Annotated in this window: 19 protein-coding genes; 12 read left to right on the top strand and 7 right to left on the bottom strand. The window is 73.1% G+C overall.

Annotation, left to right across the window (positions count from 1 at the left end; genetic code table 11):
• Positions 1-99 precede the first annotated feature (99 nt).
• Together OG207_RS14990 and OG207_RS14985 are read left to right on the top strand one after the other, a co-directional pair.
• A complete protein-coding gene (locus OG207_RS14990) occupies positions 100-1,470 on the top strand; it encodes an FtsW/RodA/SpoVE family cell cycle protein (RefSeq protein ID WP_329099038.1) in 1,371 nt (456 codons plus the stop codon).
• Positions 1,467-2,927 carry a penicillin-binding transpeptidase domain-containing protein gene (locus OG207_RS14985; protein WP_329099037.1) on the top strand — a complete coding sequence of 487 codons (1,461 nt, stop codon included), beginning with the start codon at positions 1,467-1,469 and terminating at the stop codon, positions 2,925-2,927. Before OG207_RS14990 ends, OG207_RS14985 begins: the two co-directional genes overlap by 4 nt.
• Positions 2,928-2,975: 48 nt before the next feature.
• Here the strand turns inward: OG207_RS14985 and OG207_RS14980 are convergent, their stop codons facing one another.
• Positions 2,976-4,085: a ferritin-like domain-containing protein gene (locus tag OG207_RS14980; RefSeq protein ID WP_329099036.1), complete on the bottom strand. Its 1,110-nt coding sequence runs from the start codon at positions 4,083-4,085 to the stop codon at positions 2,976-2,978.
• A gap of 168 nt (positions 4,086-4,253) precedes the next feature.
• Between OG207_RS14980 and OG207_RS14975 the strand changes: the two genes are divergently transcribed.
• The 3 genes from OG207_RS14975 (at position 4,254) to OG207_RS14965 (ending at position 6,436) form a co-directional block, all read left to right on the top strand.
• Positions 4,254-5,183 carry an AurF N-oxygenase family protein gene (locus OG207_RS14975; RefSeq protein ID WP_329099035.1) on the top strand — a complete coding sequence of 310 codons (930 nt, stop codon included), beginning with the start codon at positions 4,254-4,256 and terminating at the stop codon, positions 5,181-5,183.
• A 241-nt stretch (positions 5,184-5,424) separates the two neighbouring features.
• Positions 5,425-6,138 (top strand): TetR/AcrR family transcriptional regulator, encoded by a 714-nt coding sequence (locus tag OG207_RS14970; protein ID WP_329099034.1) that lies wholly within the window; start codon positions 5,425-5,427, stop codon positions 6,136-6,138.
• Between the two features lie 10 nt (positions 6,139-6,148).
• Entirely contained in the window at positions 6,149-6,436 is a 288-nt protein-coding gene (locus OG207_RS14965; RefSeq protein ID WP_329099033.1) for a hypothetical protein, read from the top strand.
• A gap of 117 nt (positions 6,437-6,553) precedes the next feature.
• Here the strand turns inward: OG207_RS14965 and OG207_RS14960 are convergent, their stop codons facing one another.
• From OG207_RS14960 to OG207_RS14950, 3 genes are all read right to left on the bottom strand, one after another.
• Entirely contained in the window at positions 6,554-7,807 is a 1,254-nt protein-coding gene (locus OG207_RS14960; protein WP_443072715.1) for a histidine kinase dimerization/phospho-acceptor domain-containing protein, read from the bottom strand.
• On the bottom strand, positions 7,804-8,523 hold the full coding sequence (locus OG207_RS14955; RefSeq protein ID WP_329099032.1) for a hypothetical protein: 720 nt from the start codon (positions 8,521-8,523) through the stop codon (positions 7,804-7,806). The genes OG207_RS14960 and OG207_RS14955 overlap by 4 nt, the downstream gene beginning before the upstream one ends.
• A gap of 109 nt (positions 8,524-8,632) precedes the next feature.
• Positions 8,633-9,337, bottom strand: coding sequence for a hypothetical protein (locus OG207_RS14950; RefSeq protein WP_329099031.1), 705 nt, complete (start codon positions 9,335-9,337; stop codon positions 8,633-8,635).
• 186 nt (positions 9,338-9,523) lie between these two features.
• Here OG207_RS14950 and OG207_RS14945 point away from each other — a divergent pair, with 186 nt between their 5' ends.
• Positions 9,524-10,333, top strand: a complete 810-nt coding sequence (locus OG207_RS14945) for a nuclease-related domain-containing protein (protein WP_329099030.1) — start codon at positions 9,524-9,526, stop codon at positions 10,331-10,333.
• Between the two features lie 141 nt (positions 10,334-10,474).
• On the opposite strand, the gene ku is transcribed toward OG207_RS14945, so the two are convergent.
• A complete protein-coding gene (gene ku, locus OG207_RS14940) occupies positions 10,475-11,614 on the bottom strand; it encodes a non-homologous end joining protein Ku (protein WP_329099029.1) in 1,140 nt (379 codons plus the stop codon).
• Between the two features lie 31 nt (positions 11,615-11,645).
• On the opposite strand from ku, the gene ligD reads away from it, so the two are divergent.
• Together ligD and OG207_RS14930 are read left to right on the top strand one after the other, a co-directional pair.
• Positions 11,646-12,560, top strand: coding sequence for a non-homologous end-joining DNA ligase (gene ligD / locus OG207_RS14935; RefSeq protein WP_329099028.1), 915 nt, complete (start codon positions 11,646-11,648; stop codon positions 12,558-12,560).
• Entirely contained in the window at positions 12,560-13,444 is an 885-nt protein-coding gene (locus OG207_RS14930; RefSeq protein WP_329107641.1) for an ATP-dependent DNA ligase, read from the top strand. The genes ligD and OG207_RS14930 overlap by 1 nt, the downstream gene beginning before the upstream one ends.
• A 61-nt stretch (positions 13,445-13,505) precedes the next feature.
• Here the strand turns inward: OG207_RS14930 and OG207_RS14925 are convergent, their stop codons facing one another.
• Complete coding sequence (locus OG207_RS14925) at positions 13,506-13,901, bottom strand: DUF6479 family protein (RefSeq protein WP_329099027.1); 396 nt, start codon at positions 13,899-13,901, stop codon at positions 13,506-13,508.
• A 114-nt stretch (positions 13,902-14,015) separates the two neighbouring features.
• On the opposite strand from OG207_RS14925, the gene OG207_RS14920 reads away from it, so the two are divergent.
• Positions 14,016-14,339 carry a plasmid stabilization protein gene (locus OG207_RS14920; RefSeq protein ID WP_329099026.1) on the top strand — a complete coding sequence of 108 codons (324 nt, stop codon included), beginning with the start codon at positions 14,016-14,018 and terminating at the stop codon, positions 14,337-14,339.
• Positions 14,340-14,355: 16 nt separating this feature from the next.
• Here OG207_RS14920 and OG207_RS14915 read toward each other — a convergent pair whose 3' ends face one another.
• Positions 14,356-15,342 carry an XdhC family protein gene (locus OG207_RS14915; protein WP_329099025.1) on the bottom strand — a complete coding sequence of 329 codons (987 nt, stop codon included), beginning with the start codon at positions 15,340-15,342 and terminating at the stop codon, positions 14,356-14,358.
• A 341-nt stretch (positions 15,343-15,683) separates the two neighbouring features.
• Here OG207_RS14915 and OG207_RS14910 point away from each other — a divergent pair, with 341 nt between their 5' ends.
• The 3 genes from OG207_RS14910 to OG207_RS14900 all read left to right on the top strand — a co-directional run bounded on the left by OG207_RS14910 (position 15,684) and on the right by OG207_RS14900 (position 22,316).
• Positions 15,684-17,117 carry an ATP-binding protein gene (locus tag OG207_RS14910; protein ID WP_329099024.1) on the top strand — a complete coding sequence of 478 codons (1,434 nt, stop codon included), beginning with the start codon at positions 15,684-15,686 and terminating at the stop codon, positions 17,115-17,117.
• Between the two features lie 231 nt (positions 17,118-17,348).
• Complete coding sequence (locus OG207_RS14905; RefSeq protein ID WP_329099023.1) at positions 17,349-19,823, top strand: helicase-associated domain-containing protein; 2,475 nt, start codon at positions 17,349-17,351, stop codon at positions 19,821-19,823.
• A gap of 210 nt (positions 19,824-20,033) precedes the next feature.
• Positions 20,034-22,316: a hypothetical protein gene (locus OG207_RS14900; protein ID WP_329099022.1), complete on the top strand. Its 2,283-nt coding sequence runs from the start codon at positions 20,034-20,036 to the stop codon at positions 22,314-22,316.
• Positions 22,317-22,367: the final 51 nt, after the last annotated feature.

The raw sequence follows: 22,367 nt of genomic DNA, 5'->3' as shown, positions 1-22,367 counted from the left end.
TCCTCACGTGCGGGGATACTTCCGACCGTTTGTGACGACTCTTCGGCACACTATGGCATAAGCGGACATATCATCCGCCCGCTTGCTACGTTTCGGTGTATGACCGCTCTGACGGCAAAGGTGGCGGAGCCCGCCCCGCCCCCGCCCCCGGGCGCCGGCGCCCCCAAACGGCGCGGCGTCGAGCTGACCCTCCTCGCCGGAGCAGTCCTGATCTCCGTCCTCGGTCACCTCTACGTCGGCCTCGCGACCACCGGCCACGTCCCCGGCCCCGCCGCCCGCTACGCCACCGGTCTGTGCGTCGCCGCCCTGCTCGCGCACCTCGCCGTCCGCCTGCGGGCCCCCTACGCCGATCCCCTCCTGCTCCCCATCGCCGCCCTCCTCAACGGCCTCGGCCTCGTCCTCATCCAGCGCCTCGACGTGACCACCCCCGGGCACCTCACCGCCGGGGACCAGCTCCTGTGGTCCGGGCTGGGCGTGGCGCTCTTCGTGCTGGTCGTCGTACTGCTCGGCGACCACCGGGTGCTCCAGCGCTACGCGTACCTGTCCGTCGCGGTGGCCCTCGTCCTGATGCTGGTCCCCGTCTTCTTCCCGGCGGTCAACGGCGCGCACATCTGGATCCGGTTCGCCGGGCTCTCCTTCCAGCCCGGGGAGTTCGCCAAGATCCTGCTCGCGGTCTTCTTCGCCGCCTACCTCGCCGCGAACCGCACCGCGCTCGCCCTCACCGGCCGCCGGCTCTTCTGGAAGCTCCGGCTCCTCCCCGGCCGCGTCCTCGGCCCGATCCTCGCGATCTGGCTGCTCAGCGTCGGCGTGCTGGTCCTGGAGCGGGATCTGGGCACCTCGCTGCTGTTCTTCGGACTGTTCGTGATCATGCTGTTCACCGCCACCGGGCGGATCGGCTGGATCGCGATCGGGCTCCTGCTCGCCGCCCTCGGCGCGTACGCCGTCGGGACCTTCGAACCGCACGTGCACGGCCGGGTGGACGACTGGCTGAACCCCTTCGCCTCCATCGAGCGCGGCGAGGGACCCGGTCAGCTCGCCCAGTCCCTCTTCGCCTTCGGCGCCGGCGGCCTCCTCGGCGCAGGCCTCGGCCACGGCCAGTCCTTCCTCATCGGCTTCGCCGCCAAGTCGGACTTCGTCCTCGCCACCGCCGGAGAGGAGCTCGGCCTCGTCGGCCTCGCCGCGATCCTGCTCCTCTACGGGCTGCTCGTCGCCCGCGGCTTCCGTGCCGGACTCGCCCTGCGCGACCCCTTCGGGAGGCTGCTCGCCACCGGACTCGCCTCGATCGTCGCGCTCCAGGTGTTCGTCATCGCGGGCGGCGTCACCGGCCTGATCCCGCTCACCGGCATGGCCATGCCCTTCCTCGCGCAGGGCGGCTCCTCCGTCGTCACCAACTGGATCATCGTCGCCCTGCTGGTCCGGCTCAGTGACAGCGCCCGCAGCCCCCGCCCCGCGAAGGAGCCGGACCAGTGATCCGCTACATCCGCTGGTGCGCGTACTTCTGCGCCCTCCTGCTGGTCGCCCTGCTGGTCAACATCGCCCGCGTGCAGGTCTGGGAGTCCGCCGCCTACGGCGCGAACCCGGCCAACAAGCGCCCCGCCATCGAGCGCTACGCCGAACCCCGGGGGGACATCCTGGTCGACGGGCGCCCCGTCACCGGCTCCCGCGACAGCGGCCAACTGCTGCGCTACGAGAGGACGTACGCGAACGGTCCGCTCTACGCGCCCGTCACCGGCTTCTCCTCCCAGACCTACGGGACCAGCTTCGTCGAGCGCGCCGAGGACCCGATCCTGTCGGGCACCGACCCCGGTCTCTCCGCCTTCCCGCTCTGGTACGAACTGGCCCGCGGCCGCCCCGCCGGCGGGAACGCCGCCACCACCGTCCGCTCCGGCACGCAGCGCGCCGCGTACGCCGGGCTCGCGGGCAAGCGCGGCGCGGTGGCCGCCGTCGAGCCGGCCACCGGGAAGATCCTCGCGCTGGTCAGCAGCCCCTCGTACGACCCCTCCGCGCTCTCCGGTACCGGTACGAAGGTCAAGGAGGCCTGGTCCGCCCTGAACGCGGATCCCGCTCGGCCGATGCTCAACCGGGCCCTGCGCGAGACGTACCCGCCCGGCTCCACCTTCAAGATCGTGACGGCCGCGGCCGCCCTCGATGCGGGCGTGGTCACCGACGTGGACGCGCCGACCCGGACCCCCGACCCCTACCCGCTGCCCGGGACCAGCACCCTGCTGCCGAACGCGGGCGCCGGCTGCGAGGACGCCTCGATGGCGGACGCGGTGCAGTGGTCCTGCAACACGGTGATGGCCAAGATCGGGGTGCAGGTCGGACTGCGCGGGATGGTGGAGGCGGCACGCCGCTTCGGCTTCAACACCGAGGGGCTGCGCGTGCCCTCGTGGGTGTCCCGGTCGAACTTCGACACCGACATGAGCCAGGACCAGCTGGCCCTGTCCTCGATCGGACAGTTCAACACCACGGCGACACCGCTGCAGATGGCGATGGTGGCGGCGGCCGTCGCGAACGGCGGCGAGCTCACCTATCCGTACCTGGTGGAACGGACGACCCGGGACGACGGATCCCAGGTCCGGCGCGGCGACCAGCGCAGCCTGGGCCGGGCGATGACCCCGGCCACCGCCGTCCGGCTGCAGGAGCTGATGGTCAAGGTGGTGGAGAACGGGACGGGCCGCAACGCCGCGATCCCGGGCGCGGTGGTCGGCGGCAAGACGGGCACCGCACAGCACGGGGTCGGCAACAAGGGCACCCCGTACGCCTGGTTCATCTCCTGGGCCAGGGCCGAAGGTGCGGCGCTGCCCCGGGTGGCGGTCGCGGTGGTGGTCGAGGACGCGTCGGCGGACCGGGGTGACATCAGCGGCAACGGCGCGGCGGCGCCGATCGCGCGGGCGGTGATGGAGGCGGCGCTGGCCGCCGGCTGACGCCCGGCCCGCCGCGCGTGCGCGTCGGGGGCGGCACGGCGGCCCGACTCAGGGGGCGGCCGATCCGTCGGCGATGGCGGCCTCGACCTCCGCCACCCGCGCCGACTCCTCGGCCGCGAACCGCTCGCGGTCGAGGGCCTCGGCCATCTCCTCGTCCTGGCTCATCAGCAGGTCCAGGTTCGAGTCGCCCATGTCGAAGACGCCGAGGTCCACATAGGCCCGCTGCAACCGCTCGCCCCACAGCCCGATGTCCTTGACGCACGGCACGATCCTGCTGAACAGCAGCTTGCGGAAGAGTTGCAGGAACTCGGACTGCTCGCTGAGCAGCGTCGCCTCCTCGGCCGCGACCCCGAAGTTCTCCAGCACCTCCACCCCGAGCAGCCGGTCCCGCATCAGGTAGCAGCCCTCGATCACGAACTCCTCGCGCTCGCGCAGTTCGGCGTCGGTGAGCTGCGCGTAGTGGTCGCGCAGCGCCATCCGCCCGAAGGCCACGTGCCGGGCCTCGTCCTGCATCACGTACGCCAGGAGCTGCTTGGGCAGCGGCTTGGTGGTCGTGTCGCGGATCAAGCCGAAGGCGGCCAGCGCCAGCCCCTCGATGAGCACCTGCATGCCCAGGTACGGCATGTCCCAGCGGGAGTCGCGCAGGGTGTCGCCCAGCAGCCCCCGGAGGCTGTCGTTGATCGGGTACAGCATCCCGACCTTCTCGTGCAGGAAGCGCCCGAAGATCTCGGCGTGCCGTGCCTCGTCCATCGTCTGCGTGGCGGAGTAGAACTTCGCGTCCAGGTCCGGCACCGACTCCACGATGCGCGCCGCGCACACCATCGCGCCCTGTTCGCCGTGCAGGAACTGGCTGAAGTTCCAGGAGGCGTAGTGCCGGCGCAGCTCGCCCTTGTCCTTCGCGGTGAGCTTGGCCCAGTGCCGCGTCCCGTACAGCGGCAGGGCCTCGTCGGGAGTGCCCAGCGGATCGTACGGGTCCACCTCGATGTCCCAGTCGATGCGCTTGGTGCCGTCCCACTGCTTGTCCTTGCCCTTCTGGTAGAGCGCCAGGAGCCGCTCGCGGCCGTCGGCGTACTCCCAGTTGAAGCGGGCGGATCCGGCAGTGGGAACCTGCCAGACCGGCTCGCCAGGGTTCTCGGTGTAGAGCTCGTGCGTCGACACTGACGCCCCCTCGTCTCACGTACTGCCGTGTGGGACCGGACAGTTGGCAGCGTCACACGTTGGTAGACACGGGGTCAACAAGTCGTGCGCAAGGGATTGACGGTCTTGCTGACAGGCAGTCTCATAAGAAGTGACCGCCGGTAACTCGACGACGAGGTGTCCGAACCCATGACGACCGTGACCGAACGAGCTGCGCTGCGGGACGCCCTCGGCCTGCTCAAGGACCGCGAGCAGATAGCCGAGCGACTCCTCGAATCCTCGGCCAAGCACTCCTTCGACCCCGACAAGGAACTCGACTGGGACGCCCCGCCGATCGAGGGCAAGTACTACTGGCCGCCGGAACTGCTCTCCCTCTACGACACCCCGCTGTGGAAGAAGATGGGGGAGGAGCAGCGCATCGACCTCTCCCGCCACGAGGCGGCGGCGCTCGGCTCGCTCGGCATCTGGTTCGAGATCATCCTCATGCAGCTCCTGGTCCGGCACATCTACGACAAGTCCCTGACCAGCAACCACGTCCGCTACGCGCTCACCGAGATCGCCGACGAGTGCCGCCACTCGATGATGTTCGCCCGCATGATCCAGAAGGCCGGCGCCCCCGCGTACCCGGTCACCCGCGTCAACCACAACCTCGCGCGGATCCTGAAGACCGTCTCCACCACCCCCGGCTCCTTCGCCTGCACCCTCCTCGGCGAGGAGATCCTCGACTGGATGCAGCGCCTGACCTTCCCCGACGAGCGCATCCAGCCGCTGGTCCGCGGCGTCACCCGGATCCACGTCATCGAGGAGGCCCGGCACGTCCGGTACGCCCGCGAGGAACTGCGCCGCCAGATGCTGACGGCCCCGCGCTGGGAGCAGGAACTCACCCGGATCAGCTGCGGCGAGGCCGCCCGCGTCTTCTCGCTGGCCTTCGTGAACCCGGCCGTCTACGACAACATCGGCGTGGACCGCCGCGAGGCCGTCGCCCAGGTGAAGGCGAGCGGCCACCGCCGCGAGGTCATGCAGAGCGGAGCGAAGCGGCTCACCGACTTCCTCGACGACATCGGTGTGCTGCGCGGGGTCGGCCGCAGGCTCTGGCAGAGCTCGGGGCTGCTCGCGTAGCGCAAGGGCGTGACGCCCGCCCGACTTGCCGGCTTGCTCGACCCGCCGGTTCGCCGTCGGCCCCGCCTGCTCGCCCGCCCCGCCGGCCCCGCCTGCTCGCCCGCCCCGCCTGCTCGCCCGACCCCGCCCGCCCGCGGTCCGGGCCGGACGGGTCCGGCACACGGGGCCCCGTGCCGGCGCCGATCGGGCCCGATCCACAGGACGCCCAGTCGTCCGGCGCCCGCGGGGATACGCTGCGGACATGACCGTACGCGCGTACCGCAGGCTGAGCGTCGAGGAGCGGCGGGCCCAACTCCTCGACGCCGCCCTCTCGCTGTTCGCGCACCGGGCGCCGGAAGAGGTCTCGCTCGACGACGTCGCCGAGGCCGCCGGGGTGTCCCGCCCGCTCGTCTACCGCTACTTCCCGGGCGGCAAGCAGCAGCTCTACGAGGCCGCCCTCCGCTCGGCCGCCGACGTCCTCGAGCTGTGCTTCGCCGAACCCCAGCAAGGTCCCCTGACCCGGCGCCTGTCCCGGGCCCTGGACCGCTACCTCGCCTTCGTCGACGAACACGACGCCGGCTTCGCCGCTCTCCTCCAGGGCGGCAGCGTCGTGGAGACCTCCCGCACCACGGCGACGGTCGACGGCATCCGGCGGGCCGCTGCCGAGCAGATCCTCTTCCACCTGGGCGTACCGGCCCCCGGCCCCCGGCTGCGCATGATGGTCCGTACGTGGATCACGGCCGTCGAGGGGGCCTCCCTCATCTGGATCGACGAGGGCAAGCAGCCCGAGGTCGAACACCTCCGGGACTGGTTGCTGGACCAGTTCATCGCCCTGCTGACGGCCACCGCCGCCACGGACCCGGAGACGGCCGCGGCCGCCCGGGCCGCCCTCGCCCTGGAATCGGCGGACGGCCCGGTCGGGGTCCTGGCCCGCCGCGTGATCCCGGTGGTGTCCGAGGCCGCCCACCTGCTGTGACACTGGTGGGGTGAGAAGCGAACCGACCCCGTTCGAGGGCGGCCCGATGGACGGCCGGGTCCTCCCCGTCCTCCTCGGCCCGACCGGACACCCCCCGAAGTGGTACGAGATCCCCGTCCCGGCACCGGACGGCGGCCCGTCGACGGTGCTGCTGTACGAGCGCGTCCCCGCGGGGCACTCCAAGCGGCTCGGCCTGCAGAAGGGGTGGAAGTACGACTTCCGCCCCGCGGGCACCAAGCCCAAGCTCCGCTGGCCCTGGACGAAGACGCCGCCCCCTGACGTCCCTCGCGTCCCCTGACGTCCCTGGCGTCGCTGACGTTTCTTGGCGTCCCTGGCGCCCACCGGACCTCCGCCCGCCCGCCCGCCCGCCCGCCCGCCCGTGCGTCGCGCCGGCGCGTGCTGCGGGTGGATGGGGCTACGGCGCCTGCGTCGGCACGTCGTCGGGGAGGGTCAGGACCGCCAGCCCGCCGCCCCCCTCCGCCACCAGGAACTCCAGCCGCGCCCCGATCACCCGCGCCTGCCCCACGGCGATGGTCAGGCCCAGCCCGTGGCCCTTGCCCCCGCTGCGGAAGCGCTGCGGGCCGTGCGCCGCCAGGTACTCGGGGAACCCGTCCCCGTGGTCCCGTACGGTCACCACCGGCCCGTCCACCGTCAGCACCACCGGCGGCCGCCCGTGCTTGTGGGCGTTGGCCACCAGGTTCCCGAGCACCCGTTCCAGCCTCCGGCGGTCCGTCTCCACGTGCGCGTCGCGGACGATCACCACCTCCGAGTCCGTCCCGGACGCCCGCACCACCCGGCGTACCAGCCGCCCCAGCTGGTGCAGATCGCTCTCCACCACCTCGCTGCCCGAGTCCAACCGGGAGATCTCCAGCAGGTCCTCCGTCAGCTGCCGCATCGTCCGTACCCGCTCGCGCACCAGCTCCGTCGGCCGCCCCTCCGGCAGCAGCTCCGAAGCCGCCTGCAGGCCCGTCAGCGGGGTGCGCAGCTCGTGCGCCACGTCCGCCGTGAACCGCCGCTCGCTCTCCAGCTTCGCCTGCAGGCTCCCGGCCATGGTGTCCAGTGCCGCGGCCACCGTCGCCACCTCGTCCTGGTGCCGCGAGGGTGTCCTCGTCCGCGGGTCGTCCACCCGCGCGTCGAGGTCGCCCTGGGTGATCCGCCGGGCTACGGCCGCCGTCTGGTGCAGGCGCCGGGTCACCCGGGTCACCGAGAAGGCGCCCACCAGCAGCGTGCCACCGATCGCCAGCAGCGAGGAGCCGATGATCGCGTTGTCCAGCCCGCTGATCGTGCGCGCGCTCTGCCCGTAGTCGACGGTGGTCGCGAGGGCGCGGCCGTCCGCCGGGCCCGCCGCCCACATGGTCGGGCGGCCCCGGTGGTCCGCCACCAGAGTGCCCCGGCGCCCGCTGACGGCGAGCGTGCGCAGATCGGGCGGCAGCCCGACGGGATCCAACCAGGAACCGCGCGGAAGGGGCTCGCCCGCCTCGTACGCGCGCGAGACCTCCAGCAGTTTGGCCAGAGCCTTCTCCCGCGCCGTGGCCACCGTCTGCCGCGTCACCTCCACGTGCACGAGCGCGCCGAGCACGGCAGCCAGCGAGCAGCACATCACGACGATGAAGCACGCCGACTTCCAGGTCAGCGTGGCCGTCCAGGCGGGCAGCCGCACGGGCCTCACGGTCGGCCCGGCACGGGAGCGGGCTCCCGGCTGCCCGGGGCCCCCTGATTGCCGGGTACCCGTACGATCTGCTCGCGCGTCGGCAGCATGGTGAGCTGCCTCTCGTCCCAGGACCAGGCGGTGACCAGCTCGTAGCCGCGGTTGCCGCTGGGCACCCGCAGGATCACGTCGCGCCCGGCCAGTTCCACCGTGATGACGGTCTCCGTGGTCGCCATGATCCGGTTCAGCCGCCCGTCCGGGTCGGCGGTGTACACCCGTACGGACATCATCTTGTCCGGGAACTCGATGCCGACGATCAGCTCGTCCTTGCCGTTGCCCGTGAGGTCCCGGTAGTACGGCTTCAGCACCGGGCACGCCTCCGGCTCCTTCGCGTCCTCCTCCTTCGGACACTCCTGGATCGCGGCCGCCGTGCGGGGCGGCATCCCGTCCGTGCCGACCTCGGTGTCCGGATGGGTGCGCAGCTCGGCCTGGACGAGGGCCACCGGGTCGACGGCGTGCACGTCCTGGTCGCGGACCGGCGGGATCCCCTTGACGTATTCGGGCGGGGCCCCACCCGGATCGGCGGGCGGCACGGACGCCCCACGGCGGTCGGGCCACAGATGTACGGGTCCGCTCACGGTCGGCGTGGAGCCGGCGCTCACCAGCCCGCCGGTGTCCCCGCAGCCCGCCAGCAGCGGAACCAGCCCGAGCAGGGGGACCAGCGGGCGCGCGGACACACGCAAGCGCAACCTGTTCACAGCCCCTGTGCCCTTCTGCCCGCGACGGTCCGACGGTCGACCTCGTCAACCATATGCGGAGGTCCAGCCGATTTACCCGGTGGCGGTCTCAGCCGTCCGTGCGCCCTCGGCGCAGCATCGCGAAGCCCAGCCCGGCGGCGCCGACCGCCGCGATCCCGCCGGCGGCGCCGAGCAGCAGCACGCCGTCGCCCGGCCCGTCCGCCAGCGTACTCAGCCGCCGCCCACCGCCGGAGCCGTCGGCGACGACGTGGGCGTCCCCGGTGGTCGCCTTCCGCGCAACGGAGGCCGGCACGACCTGCCCGCCGCGGGCCTCGTTGCGGGCTTCGTTGCTGGCCTCGCCGCGGTCTTCGCCGCGGTCTTCGTTGCGGGCCTCGTCTCGGGTTCCGGTCTTGTGACCGTCGCCCGCCACGGTGTGGTCGCCGCCCCGGGCCGGGACGTCGCCCACCCAGGAGGTCAGCCGTCCGGAGGAGTCCAGCGCCGCGTGCAGGTCCCCGGAGCCGCCGAAGGCGGTGACCCCGTCACCGCTGGTCAGGGTGGCCGCCCTGGTGCCGTCGGCCGCCAGGACCTCGGCCCGGTAGACCCCGTTCGCCGTGCGGTAGACCTTCGCGGTCGAGACCCCGTCCGCGAGCGCGAGGCTCTTGACGAGGACCGCCTGCGGGGCCGCGGAGTGCGCGGACGAGGCCGCGGGGACCCCCTCGGCCAGGGCGGCGGCGGTGGGCAGCGCCAGCAGACTTCCGGCGCATGCGGTCACGGCGGCGGCGCGAACGAGAGTGCGGCGGCTGACGGTGCTCACGGAGAAGTCCTTCGGTGCCGGTCAGGGCCTGGGCCATCCAGGCGGGTCAAACCTAGGGCCCGGCCGTTGCGGCAGCGCCCCGTTCGTGTAACAGCGGAGTCGCAACGTTCCGTCGGAGTCGTTACACATCCGAGGGATTGCCCTGCGGCGCCCCGGCTGCTCCCATGGACGGCGGGGGTGAGGGCGATGCGCGGACTCAAGGTACTGCCGAGCGGCCGGCCCGGCCGCGGCCGGCTGTACGTCAATCTGCCCGACGGGCAGGCGGTGGCCTGGTACGACCGGCAGGCCAACCGGATCAGCGTCCTCGCGGACGACCACCGCGAGGCGATCCTGGCGGCGCTGCGCCCCTACTTGAGCGGGACGGTCTCGATCGGCCCGCCCCCGGTCCCCACCGCCTCCGACCTGCGACGTCTCGCGCTGCCGCCGGACGCCGACCTGGCCCCGAACCGCCCGGGGGAGACCCTGCTGGGCGAACTGGAACACGGCCCGGCGGGCACCAGGGCCCGGCACCGGCTGCGCCAGGACCTGACCGCGCAGCAGCGGATGGGCGACGCCTTCGACGCCCTGGAACCCGAAGGGTGGCGGACCCTGCACTGCGTCCCGCTCCCGGGCCTGGGCCGCATCGACCACTTGCTCATCGGCCCGGCGGGGACCTTCTGCGTGCGTACGGTCCCGGGCCGCCGGCAACGCGCGGTGATCGGCGACCTCCTGCTCACGGTGGGCCGCACGGAACCCCGCCCGGACCCCCGCTGGATCCGCCGCGCGGCGGCCTTCGCCACGGCGGCCCTGGCCACCGAGGTCACCCCGGCGCTGGCGCTGGTCGACGCCTCGCGGGTCGAAACGGCCCCCACCGTCCGCGACATCCGCATCCTCCAGCCCCCGACGGCCACCCCGAACCTCGCGGCAGCCCCCACGACGCTCAAACCCCCGGAGGTCGAAAACCTCTTCGCCCGCGCCCGCGACACCACCACCTGGCTCACCCCGACCACACCCTGAGCCCCGCCCCTGCGCTTCCGCCGCGTATTCCAGCCTCGCCGGCGTTTGAGGCGCGGGGTCCGGGGCGGAGCCCCAGTTTCGGGAAGGGGCGGGCAGGGGGAAGCGCCGCAGGCCCCGACCCGCCACAACGCAGGCTCCGGCTCAGGCAGAGGTCCGCTTCCGAGGCGTCGCGGCCTTCTTCGCAGCCGCCGCACCGGTCTTCTTCGCCGCCGCCGTACTGGCCGTGCTCTTCGCCGTGCTCCTGGCCGTGCTCTTCGTCGTGCTCTTCGTCGCCGCCGCACCCGAAGTGGACTTGCCGGAAGCCGACTTGCCCGTGGTCGTCGCCTTCTTCTTCGTCGCAGCCGAAGCCGCCGTCTTCTTGGCCGAAGCCGCCGTCGACTTCTTCCCGCCGACCGCCTTCGGCGCAGCCGAACCCGTACCCGTACCCGCACCCCCGCGCGCCTTTCGCCGAATCGGCGTGACCTCCGCTTCCGCCTCCGCTTCGGCCTCGGCCCCCGCCTCCCCCCGGGACGCCTTCGCGGCCCGCACGCTCTTCTCCAACGCCGCCATCAGGTCGATCACTTGCCCGCCGGCCGGCTCCACCGCGGCCTCCGTCGGCTCGAACGCCCCGCCCGACTTCGCCACGATCAGCGCCTCCACGGCCTCCCGGTAGTCGTCGTGCAGCGAGGCCAGCTCCACCTCTCCCAGCGTCGCCATCAGCGCGTCCGCCAGGTCGAGTTCGGCGTCCCGTACGGACACCGTGACCTCCGGCGCCACCCCCTCCGGCGCCCGGATCTCGTCCGGCCAGAGCAGCCCGTGCATCGCGATCACGTCGTCCACCACCCGCAGCATGCCCAGCCGCTCCCGCCCCCGCAGCGCGTACTTGGCGATCGCGACCTTCCGGCTCCGCTTGAGCGCCTCCCGCAGCAGCGTGTACGGCTTCGCCGCCGTGGCGCCGTTCGCCGCGAGGTAGTACGCCGCGTCCATCTGCAGCGGATCGATCTCCTCCGCCGGTACGAACGACATGATCTCGATCGTCTTCGCGGTCGCCAGCGGCAGCTGCGCCAGGTCCTCGTCCGTGATCGGGACGATCGACCCGTCGGCCTCCTCGTACCCCTTGCCGATCTCGGCGCTCGGCACCTCCTCCCCGTCCAGCTCGCACACCTTGCGGTACCGGACGCGCCCGCCGTCACTCACATGGATCTGGCGGAAGGAGATCGAGTGGCTCTCGGTGGCGTTCACGAGCTTGATCGGGATGCTGACCAGGCCGAAGGAGATCGCCCCGTTCCAAATGGATCGCACGGTTCCTCCTGTTTCGTGGCAGTCTCATCGTATGACGCCGATCACATGGGTGGAGGGCCGTCGCATCGCGCTCAGCAATCTCGACAAGGTCCTGTACCCGGAGACCGGCTTCACCAAGGGCGAGGTGTTGCACTACTACGCCACCGTCGCGGGCCCGCTGCTCGCCCACGTCCACGACCGACCGGTGTCCTTCCTGCGCTATCCCGACGGACCGGACGGGCAACTCTTCTTCACCAAGAACCCGCCGCCCGGCACGCCCGACTGGGTGAGGACCACCCCCGTGCCGCGCACCGAGGACCTCTCCGCCGCCCAGGTGGTCGTCGCCGACCTGGCCACCCTCATGTGGTCCGCCAACCTCGTCGTGGAGTTCCACACCCCCCAGTGGACCGCCGGCCACCCCGCCCTCGCCGACCGGATGGTCCTCGACCTCGACCCCGGCCCGCCCGCCACGGTCGTCGAGTGCTGCACCGCCGCGCTCTGGCTGCGCGAGCGGCTCGCCGCCGACGGCCTGCACGCCTACGCCAAGACCTCCGGCTCCAAGGGCATGCACCTGGCCGTGCCGCTGGAGCCGACCCCGTCCGACCGGGTGTCCGCGTACGCGAAGCAGCTCGCCCAGGAGGCCGAGCGCGCGCTCCCCGACCTGGTTGTCCACCTCATGGCCAAGGCCCTGCGCCCCGGCAAGGTGTTCGTCGACCACAGCCAGAACGCCGCCGCCAAGACCACCGCGGCCCCCTACACCCTGCGCGCGCGGGCCCGGCCGACCGTGTCCGCGCCCGTGTCCTGGGCGGAGGTCGAGGCCTGCCGGACCGCCGCCGGGCTCGTCTTCCTCGCCGACGACATCGCTCCCAGGCTCGCCCGCGACGGAGACCTGTTCGCCCCGCTGACCGACCCCGCGCGCGCCCGCCCGCTCCCCGGACCCCCCGGAACCCCCGGGACCCGGCCGTGATCCGCGTCGCGCTGGCCGCCGCCGTACGCACCCTGCCGCGCGGGGCGGGGCTGGCGTACGAGCCGAAGTTCGACGGCCACCGGCTCGTCGTGCTGCGCTCGGCGACCGACGTGACGCTCCAGGCGCGCTCCGGCCGGATCGTGACCAGCGCCTTCCCGGACCTGGCCGCGGCCGCGCTGCTGCTGCCCGCAGACACGGTCCTGGACGGCGAGGTGGTGGTCTGGCACGCGGGGCGTACGGACTTCGCCCTGGTGCAGCGCAGGGCGGCGGCCACCGCGGCGCGGGCCGCCGTCCTCGCACAGCGCCTGCCCGCCTCGTACGCCGCCTTCGACGTGCTGGAACTGGCCGGACTGGACCTGCGCGGCCGCCCGTACGAGCGCCGCCGGGCCCTCCTCGTCGACCTGCTGCTGCCGCTGGGGCCGCCGCTGCAACCGGTGCCGATGACGACCGATCCGGAACTGGCCGCCACCTGGTACGAGACCCTGCCGGCCAGCGGGATCGAGGGCCTCGTCGTGAAGCGGCTGGACCAGGCCTATCCCGCCGGGCGGCGCGGCTGGCAGAAGCTGCGGCACACCGACGTCCGGGACGCGGCGGTGGTCGGCTACACCGGCACCCCGCGCCGCCCGCTCGCGCTGGTGCTCGTCCTGCCGGTCGGGGACGAGAGCCCGCTGGTGTCGAGCCCGCTGAGCGCGGCGCTGCGTTCGCAGGTGGCGGCCGAGGTGGCCGCCCGCGGGTCGGCCGCGCCGGCCCTGGCCACGGTCACGGCGATCGGGTTCGGGGAGGTCCCCTTCCGGGCGCTCGACCCGCCGCTCACGGCGGAGGTCCGACACGCCTCGACCCGGCACCCGCCGCCGGAGGTGCTGCGGCTGCGGGTTGACCTCTGACCCGCGACGGACCTCTGACCCGCGACGGAGGCGCGGGTCAGAGGGCGAGGCGGTCCTGGTGTCAGGAGTGTGCGCCCCGTCCTGCGTCCGGCGGAGCCCCCGGCTGGGGGTGCGGTCCCGGCCCCTCGGGGAGTTCGTAGCCGGACTCCCGTTCGGCGCGGGCCTCTTCGGGATGGCTGGAGGTGGTGGAGCCGAAGTTCCCGTAGCCCTGCATCTCGTGCGGCCGTAGGCCGCCCTCCGGGATCTCCACCTGGTCCCGCTCCTCGCGGACCTCGTAGACCGCGCCCCCCTCGGGCAGGTGCGGCTGACTCTCCGGGGTGGGCGGGGGTGGCTCCTTGGCCCGTACCCTCTTGCCCAACAGGAAGCCGCCCAGCAGGAAGCCGGCGACGAAGATGCCGACGACCAGGAACCATGCGATGTCGGCGAGGGTCGCGTCCACGCTCAAAGTCGTGTCCATACCGACCATGTTCCCGTACTCAAGTCCGAAATGCTCCGCTATGCCCTGGATACCTTGGGCCATCCGGGGTATGCGCCCGGTGTGCGCACCCGCCGAACCAGAAGGAGGCCGGCCATGCCCCGCGGATCGTCCCCGAAGCGCGAACGGCAGTACGAGCACATCAAGGAAGGCCTGGAGCGGCGCGGCGAGCCAGAGGAGAAGGCGAAGGAGATCGCGGCCCGGACGGTGAACAAGGAACGCGCCCGGGCCGGCGAATCCCGGACCGCGAGCAAGGAATCCGTCGAGGACATCTCCTCGTCGCGGCGCGGAGGCCTGCACTCCCACTCGGGCGCGCAGGGCCCCACGTACGAACAGCTCTACGCCGAGGCCCGGCGCCGCAACGTCCACGGCCGCTCGGACATGAACAAGACACAGCTCAAGCGGGCCCTGGGGAAGTGAAGGTCGCTGCCTTCGCCTAGGAGTTGATGGGGCCGTCGGCGTCCCGCAGGGCGCCGGCGGCCTTGCGCTCCCCGAGCGCCCCCAGGATCTCGGCGCAGATCGCCAGCGCGGTCTCCGCCGGGGTGCGGGCGCCGAGGTCCAGTCCGATCGGTCCGTGCACCCGCGCCAGTTGGGCCTCGGTGGCCCCGGCCGCGAGCAGCCCCTCGCGCCGCCGGGCCGTGGTCTTGCGGGAGCCCAGTGCGCCGACGTAAGGCACCTCCCGGTTCAGGGCCACCCGCAGCGTCGGCACGTCGAACGACTCCTCATGGCTCAGCATCACCAGGCACGCGGCGTCCCGGCGCGCCTCCAGCACCGTGCCGGCCTCCTCCGGGCCGGTGACCAGAACGGCCTCCCAGCCCAGCAACAACGCCTGCCGCTCGATGATCTCGGCGAGCTCGCCGCCGCCACCGATGACCACGTACGGGGCCGACGGGAACGCCTCGACCAGCACCAGCCCCGACTCCGCGTACAGCGCGTCCCGCCCGGCCCGCCGCGTCGCCAGCAGCTCGCCCGCCCGCCGCCCGGCATCGTCACCGGGCGCGTCCGTGGCCCGTACGATCTCGCTGACGGCCCGGTCCGCAGCCTCGTTCAGCCGGGTCACCAACGCCACCCCGACCCCGTCGCCGAGCAGCTCCCACCACTGGGCCGGGATCGCCGACAGCGGCTGCAGCAGCACCTCGGCCTGCCCGCCGCAGGTCAGCTTCGCGGCCACGGCCTCGGCCGCCCGCACGGACACCTCGCACACCCGCGCCGAGACACCGGCCGGCAGGGCCGCGACCTCGGTGGCGAGCTCGGCGTCGAAGACCCCGCGGTAGAGCGTGCCGACGCACTCCCCCCGCGCATCGATGAGCACGGCCCCGGCCGGATCTCGCGGCCCGAACCCCTGCTCGGTCACGGGCCGGGCCAGATACCCGGCCCGCCCCTCGGCCACCCACCGCCGCGCCGTCTCCACCAGCTCACGCATCCGCGCCGCCCCTTCTCGATCGTCAGAGCCCGCCACAGGGCACCTGGCCAGCGGCGCCGTGCGGCCTCACCCCCAACGTACGCACGCACCCCGCCCCTACCCACCCCCCCGGATCCCACAGACCCCGCCCCACCTCCCTCGTACGGACCACCGGAAACGCCCGCCCCGCCGGAATGTGCATGGTGTGGGCCCCGGTGGCCGAGGCGTCGGCGGGCGGATTCCTTCCCCGCCGCCTCGGCGAGGGCGTAGGGGGGACAGTCAGAAGCGAGCTAGCATCTAAGTAAGATTCAATCTACGTAATATCGAATCTATGTCTCATGGACGCTGGGGGTGGGGCGCTGATGGAGTTCAAGGGCAGGTCTGCCGACCTGGATCAGCTGGCTCGGCAGCTGGGCCTGGTGGTCGGTGGTACGGGTGCCACGCGTGGTCAGGCTGTGATCGTGACGGGCCGGCGCCGGGTGGGCAAGTCTCGTCTGGTCCAGGAGTTCTGCGACCGTTCCGGGCTTCCGTACGTGGTCTTCCAGGCGACCCGGGGACGCAACGCGGTGGCCGAGCGGGCGGACTTCGCCGCGACGCTGGCGCATTCCCCTCTTCCCGGGGCTGAGCTGGTGGCCGGGCTGCAGGCCGCCGACTGGAACCAGGCGCTGCGTTCCCTCGCAGTCGCGATTCCGGACGATGCACCGAGCATTGCGGTGGTCGACGAGGTGCCGTGGCTGGTCGAACAGGACGGGGAGTTCGAGGGGGCGCTGCAGACGGTCTGGGACCGGCACTTGTCCGCCAAGCCCGTCCTGTTGATCCTGGTCGGCAGCGACATGTCGGTGATGGAGGCGCTGCAGTCCTATGGGCGCCCCTTCTTCGGCCGGGCGGCCAAGATGACCGTACAGCCGCTGCATCTGGCCGATGTGCAGGCGATGACCGGCCTTGACGCGGCGGAAGCGGTGGACGCACTGCTGATCACCGGAGGGTTCCCGGAGATCGTTCAGTCCTGGCGGCCGGGGATGGGCCGCCGAGACTTTCTGCGCGAGACTGTGTCCAACCCGCTTGCCCCGCTGTTGGTGGCGGGCGAGCTGTCGCTGCTGGGGGAGTTTCCCGAGGCGTCCCACTCGCGCGCGATCTTGGAAGCGGTCGGCAGCGGCGAGCGGACCTTCTCCACCATTGCCGCACAAGCCGGTGGTGCCGGCGCGTTGCCCTCGGGCACGCTGTCTCCGCTGCTGAACACGCTGCTGGCCAAGCGAGTCCTGGCCGCTGACCTGCCGCTCTCGGTCAAGGCTGACAGCAAGAACAAGCGTTATCGCATCTCTGATCCGTACCTGCGGTTCTGGCTGGCTTTCCTGCAACGCGGGATCCCGCTCATCGAGCGCGGTCGCGGTGATCTGGCGCTGGAGCGCATCGAGCGGTCGTGGACGACATGGCGGGGCCGGGCCGTCGAGCCGGTCGTCCGCGAGTCGCTGCTGCGGCTGCTGCCCGACGAGACGTGGCCGCAGACGGAAGCGGTCGGGGGCTGGTGGAACCGGCAGAACAACCCGGAGATCGACCTGATCGGAGCCGATCGGGAACCCGTCGCAGGGCAGGTTCACTTCATCGGCTCGGTGAAGTGGCTGGAGTCGCAGCCGTTCGGCCGACGTGAGTACGACGCACTGGTGCGGGACATGCTCGCCGTGCCCGGTGCCGAGCCGGACACGGCGCTGGTTGCGGTGTCCCGTTGCGGTGTCGAGGACGATCTGCCTCTTGCGGCGCACTGGGGTCCGGAAGACCTTGTCCGTGCCTGGCGGTAGTCAGGGAAACCGCGAGGGTGGTCATGGTGATGCACCTACCTCGGGCGCCCAATGGCAGTAGGCGTCGACGATCCTCTGAGAACCTCCCGGGCATCGAAGCCCATATGCGCGGGGGGGGGAAAAGGTGACGGCCCCGGAGGGGGGAGCCTGCGCCGGCACTGGGCGCGGGGGTCCGAGGGGACGCGGCCGGTTCACCCCCGCGGGGTGACCGGACGGCGCTAGCCTGGCCGGGTGAATGCGCGTACCGCCCTTGTGAAATGGCTGGGAACCCTGGATCCTCAGCGGCTGACCGCGTTGCTGGAGGAGCGGGATCTGCCGCTCGCCGCCGGGTACCGACGGATCACCACCCTCCGCGAGCTCGCCGAACACCTGCTCACCGACGAGTCGGTGGGCCAGGGCCTGATGGCGGGCACCGCCGGAGAGCTGGAATTGCTCGCTTCGATCGCCGCCCTTGCTCTGGAGCGGCACGGCCCCGTAGCCGGTGGCGAGTCCGAGGACGGGCCTCGGTATCCCTGGCAACAGCGGAAGTCCGTTCCCCCGGTGGAACCCGCGGACCGATTGGTGCCTGAGCGGGACGTACTGTCCTGGTTCGAGCCGGGAGAGAAGCGGCAGCGGGCGGAACGCACGCTCACCCGACTGCGGGAGCGCGCACTGTTGCTTCCCGCGCCCAAGGGCCGACTGGCGCTCCCACCACTTCTACACGTCCGCGCCGCCGGGTTCGACGGTTACGGGCGTACGGCCGACCGGCTGCTGACCACCGCCTACAACGCCCCCGAGGTCAAGCGGATCGCCGCAACCCTCTTCGGCGAGGGGGTGGCCCGCACCCGCGACCAGGCCCAGGAGCTGATCACCGCTCTGCTCGCCGACCCCGCCAGGGTGCGGGCACTGGTGGCGGACGCCCCGGTCCGGGCGCTGGAGCTGCTGGACCACCTGGTACCCGGCCCGCCGCTGCTGCGGACCCACTGCTTCGTCGGCCGGTACGGGTCGCAGTACGCGGGCCCGGACGCCAAGTACGTCTTCCGGGAGGGCGGCAGCGGTGACGAGGGCACCGACTGGCTGGCCGTGCGCGGACTGCTGGCCCCCGTCGGTCTCGACCTGGTGGAGCTTCCCTACGAGGTCGCCCGTGCGCTCCGCCATGGGGGCGCGGCACCCAGCCCCCGACTGGAACCAGAGCCGTTCACCGCCACCGCACCGCTGCCGTCCGGCTGGGAGGGCGAGGGCGGCACGGCCGCCGCGGCGGCGGCCTGGCGGGCCGAACTGGTCCTGCGGGCGCTGGCCGCGCAGCCGGTCGCGATCCGCAAGGCGGGCGGGATCGCCGTACGGGACACCCGGCGGCTGGCCAAGGCGGCCGGGGCGGACGAAGCCGACACCCGGCTGTGGCTCGACCTCTCTGTGAACGCCGGGCTCGCCGCACCCCAGGACGAGGAGCCGGCCCCCGCCGCCCGGGGCCGGAACTCCAAGGCCCCCAAGCCCTCGGCCCGGCTGCTGCCCAGTGACCGCTACGACGCCTGGGCCGCCGCCCCGGCCGCGGGCAAGCTGCTGCCGCTGCTGGCCGCCTGGGCCGTGGTCCCCGAAGTCCTCAGCCACTGGCCGGACCCCGACGAGACCCCGGTCGCGCTCACCAGCCCGAGCGACGAGGAAGCCGTGACCCTGCGCACCGGAGTACTGCGGGCTCTCGCCACCCTCCCCGACGGACAGGGCCTCACCGGGGAGGCGCAGGGGCATGCCGAACTCCTCGCTCTGGCCGCATGGTTCCGGCCCGCCCTGCGCGCCCACCTGGCCGGAGACGGCACCGGAACACTGACCGGTGCGGACGAACTACTCGACCGGCTGGCCGCCACCCTGGAGGAGGCGGCCCTGCTCGGCGTGGTCGCCCACGGTGCCCTCACCCCCGTCGGGCGGGCCCTGTGCCGCCTGCTGGAGTCGGGCGCCGCCCACCACTACCCCGCCGTGCCCGGAGCGGGCGCCGACCCGGCCGCCCGCGGCTCCGAGGGCCTGGGCGAGGACCTCACCCACCGCCCCGCCCTGGCCCAGGCCGTGACCGCGCTGCGCGAGGCGCTGTACGCCACCCTGCCCGCACCCAGCGGCACGGCCCGGTTCCAGGGCGACCTGACCGCCACTGTCACCGGCGCGCCCGCGCCCGCCCTCGCCGACCTGCTCTCCGCCGTCGGGGACATCGAGTCCGAGGGCCACGCGGTGGTCTGGCGCATCACAGCAAGCTCCGTACGCCGGGCCCTGGACGCAGGCTGGAGCGCCGACGAACTCCTCGACCGTCTGACCGAGGCGAGCGAGTGCGGCACCCCGCTGCCGCAGCCACTGGCCTACACGATCAAGGACACCGCCCGTACCCACGGACAGCTCAAGGTCGTCCGCTCCGCCTGCTGCATCCGCTCGGACGACACCGGCCTGATCGCCGAGGTGGCCCAGGCCCGCGGCCTGGCCAAGCTCCGCCTGCGCCGGATCGCCCCCACCGTCCTCATTTCCACCGCACCTCCCGAGGACACCCTTACCGCCCTGCGCGCCGCGGGCTACGCCCCCACCCAAGAGGCCGAGACCGGCACCACCGTCCTCGACCGCGCCCCCACCGACCGCGCGCCGAGCCTCCTGCCCACCCTGGACCAGGCCCACCCCCTGTACGGCAAACCGGTCCGCGGCGTCCCGGCGAGCGCCCGCGCGCTGGCCTGCGCATTCACCTCGGCCGGCTAGGAGGCGTGGGTCCTCGATGAGGGTGGCCCGACCGCCGCACAGCGCCGTCAGGCCTTCCGGAGCGGAGGCGAGCACGGTGACAGGGCCGGGCGAGTCGAGGCGCGGTGGCGCAGAGCATGGCATCGATGGCGTACATGTGCTTTCGCGCGTCGCCGTCCCGGATTTCGCCGATGGGGACGGGCGGCCGTGCCGCGTCGCTAGGCTGCCGGGATGAACACCGCCACGCCACTTCTCCTTGATCTGGACTCGTTCCTCGCCCGGGCCGAAGAGCGAGGCGCTCCGCTGGACGCGCGGGCGGCCGAGGCCGTCCTCGGTCTGCTCGCGCTGGGCGAGGCACGCCGCCGGACCGGCCTGCCCGAGCCCACCGAGGAGCTGGCCGAGGAACTGCTGCACATCCTGCTCCCGCTGTACGTCAGTGCCACCGAGGAAGAGCTGCCGGGCTTCGTGGCCGCGCTGGTCGCGCTGGTCGACCACACCCACGAGGCCGGCCGCCTCAACGCCAAGCGGCAGGCGAAGCTCGTGACCCGGGTGCACGAGCTGGCCGAGGGCTTCACCCAGGCGATGACGAGCCCCCGCCGCCTCACCTGGCCGCGGCTGTACGGAAACCTGCTGCGCGCCGCGGGCGTGGACGCCACCGATCCCCGGGCTGTGCGCGACTGGCTGGAGGCGTTCGCCGCCCGCCCGCACGCCGGGCGGAACGCCACGCTCGGCTTCGCCTCCTCCGCCTCCTCCGCCTCCTCCTCTCCGAACGGACCGCTCGCCGAAGCGGCATACGCGGAGGCGCTGTGCGCGGAACGCTCCCGGCAGGCCCGTCCGCTGCTCGCCGCACGGCTGGAGGCCGTGGCGCTGGCCGAGCAGGTGCGGCCCCGCCCCGGCGAGGGCCTGCTGGTCGCCGATGCCCCGGTAGGCAAGCCGGACGACGAGAGAGACGACTGGTACGGGGCGCAGGCAGCGGTGCTCACGGATCGCTGGACGGCAGCCGGGCTCGACGCCCTGCTGCGCGGACCCTTCGCGCACCTGGCGCCGGGCGGCGGCAGCGCTCCCACCCCTCTCCTCGCCCTCGTCGAGGCCATGGCCGGCCAGCACCTGGAGATGAACGGCGACGCCTTCGCGCCGCTGCCCCCGGCCCCGTTGCCGGCCTCCCCGGAGGAACAGGCCGCGCTGCTGCGTTCCGCCCCGTTGCCCCAGCTCCTGGCGCAAGCCGCCGCCGACCCGCAGGGCGCGGACGAGCGAACGCGCGAACTGGCGCTGGCCAGCGGCTTCCTGGTGCGGGAGCAGGGCGGCGCGCTGAGCGCGGGGCCATCGGCCGAAGCCTGGCGTAAGGGTGGCCCCGCCGAGCTGACCGGGCTGGCCCTGAACCTGCTCGGCGTCCTGCTGACACAGCTGGCCGAGGAGGAAGAGACCGCGGAGGAGTACGACGGCGAGCACCTGATCACCCTCTACTTCCTGTGCGAGCAAGCGGGGATGACGCAGTCCGTGGCCCGCATGGCCGCCCTGGACGACATGTGGTCCCTGCCGCCGGGTCATGAGAGCGACCCCGACGCGTCCGTCCCGGCCACCGGAGACTACGAACTGCCCGACCCTCAGGCGCTGTCCGCGGTCCTGGGAATCCCGGCACTCACCGCGTCCGACCGTACGGATCTGATCCCGTCCGCTGCCCGCCTCGTGCGCCTGATGGACCGCCTGGCTGCTCTGGGTGTCACCGAGCGCGCCGGAGACGCCGTCAGCCTCACCCCTCTCGGCTCCGCCCTGCTGCGCGACAGCCTCCTCGTGGGCCTCGAAGGCGACGCCGCCCATGTCCTCCCCACTCGGCAGCAGATGCTCGCCTGGGACGCGGAACGGCTCGTCGCGGCAGCCCAGTGGTGGCCGAAGCGGGCCGCCCGCCCGGCCGTCGGCGACTGGCTGGCCGCGCAGCGCACCGACGGATGGACCCCTCTGTTCGCGGCGATCTCCGTTGCCCGCCCCGAGGCCGAGCCCGCGAGGCGGCGGGCGCTGCTCGCCGCTCTGGACGCGATGGCCGTGCCCGACGAGGCCCTGTACGCACTGCTGGCCGACCCGGTCCTGGGCGGCTGGGCCGAGCACACCCTGCACGCACGCGGCCAGGCGCCCGACCCCTCAGCCGTTCCGCTGTCGGCCCGCGCGGTGTACCTGGTCGACGCGCTCGAAGCCGTACGGAGCGCCGCATCCCTCGACCATCGCATGACGGCGGCTCGGAACGAGGAGGAGCCCGAACTGTTCGCCGAGGTCCACGCCGCCTTCGACAAGGCCGCGGCAGCCTGGCCCGGCGGCGGCCCGGCCCTGGTCACCGCCCTCACGGCGGCGGACCCGTACACGTCCGCCTTCCTGGCGGAGCAGCTCGCACACCACCCCGACCGCGCCACCGCCGAACAGGCCCGCCGAGCCTGGCGGGCCTTCCAGACCAGCGGTACGGCCCGCTCCCCGGGCAGGAAGAAGCCCGCCAAGCGCGCGGGCGGGAAACGCAAGCGGCGCTGACCGACGTGAACGCCGGGCCGGGGGCCGCGCGGAGCCCGTCCCGCGCCGGCG

Source organism: Streptomyces sp. NBC_01439, assembly GCF_036227605.1.
Lineage (GTDB): Bacteria > Actinomycetota > Actinomycetes > Streptomycetales > Streptomycetaceae > Streptomyces.
Note: the sequence above shows the minus strand (reverse complement) of the source record. Positions and strands in the feature narration are given on the sequence as shown.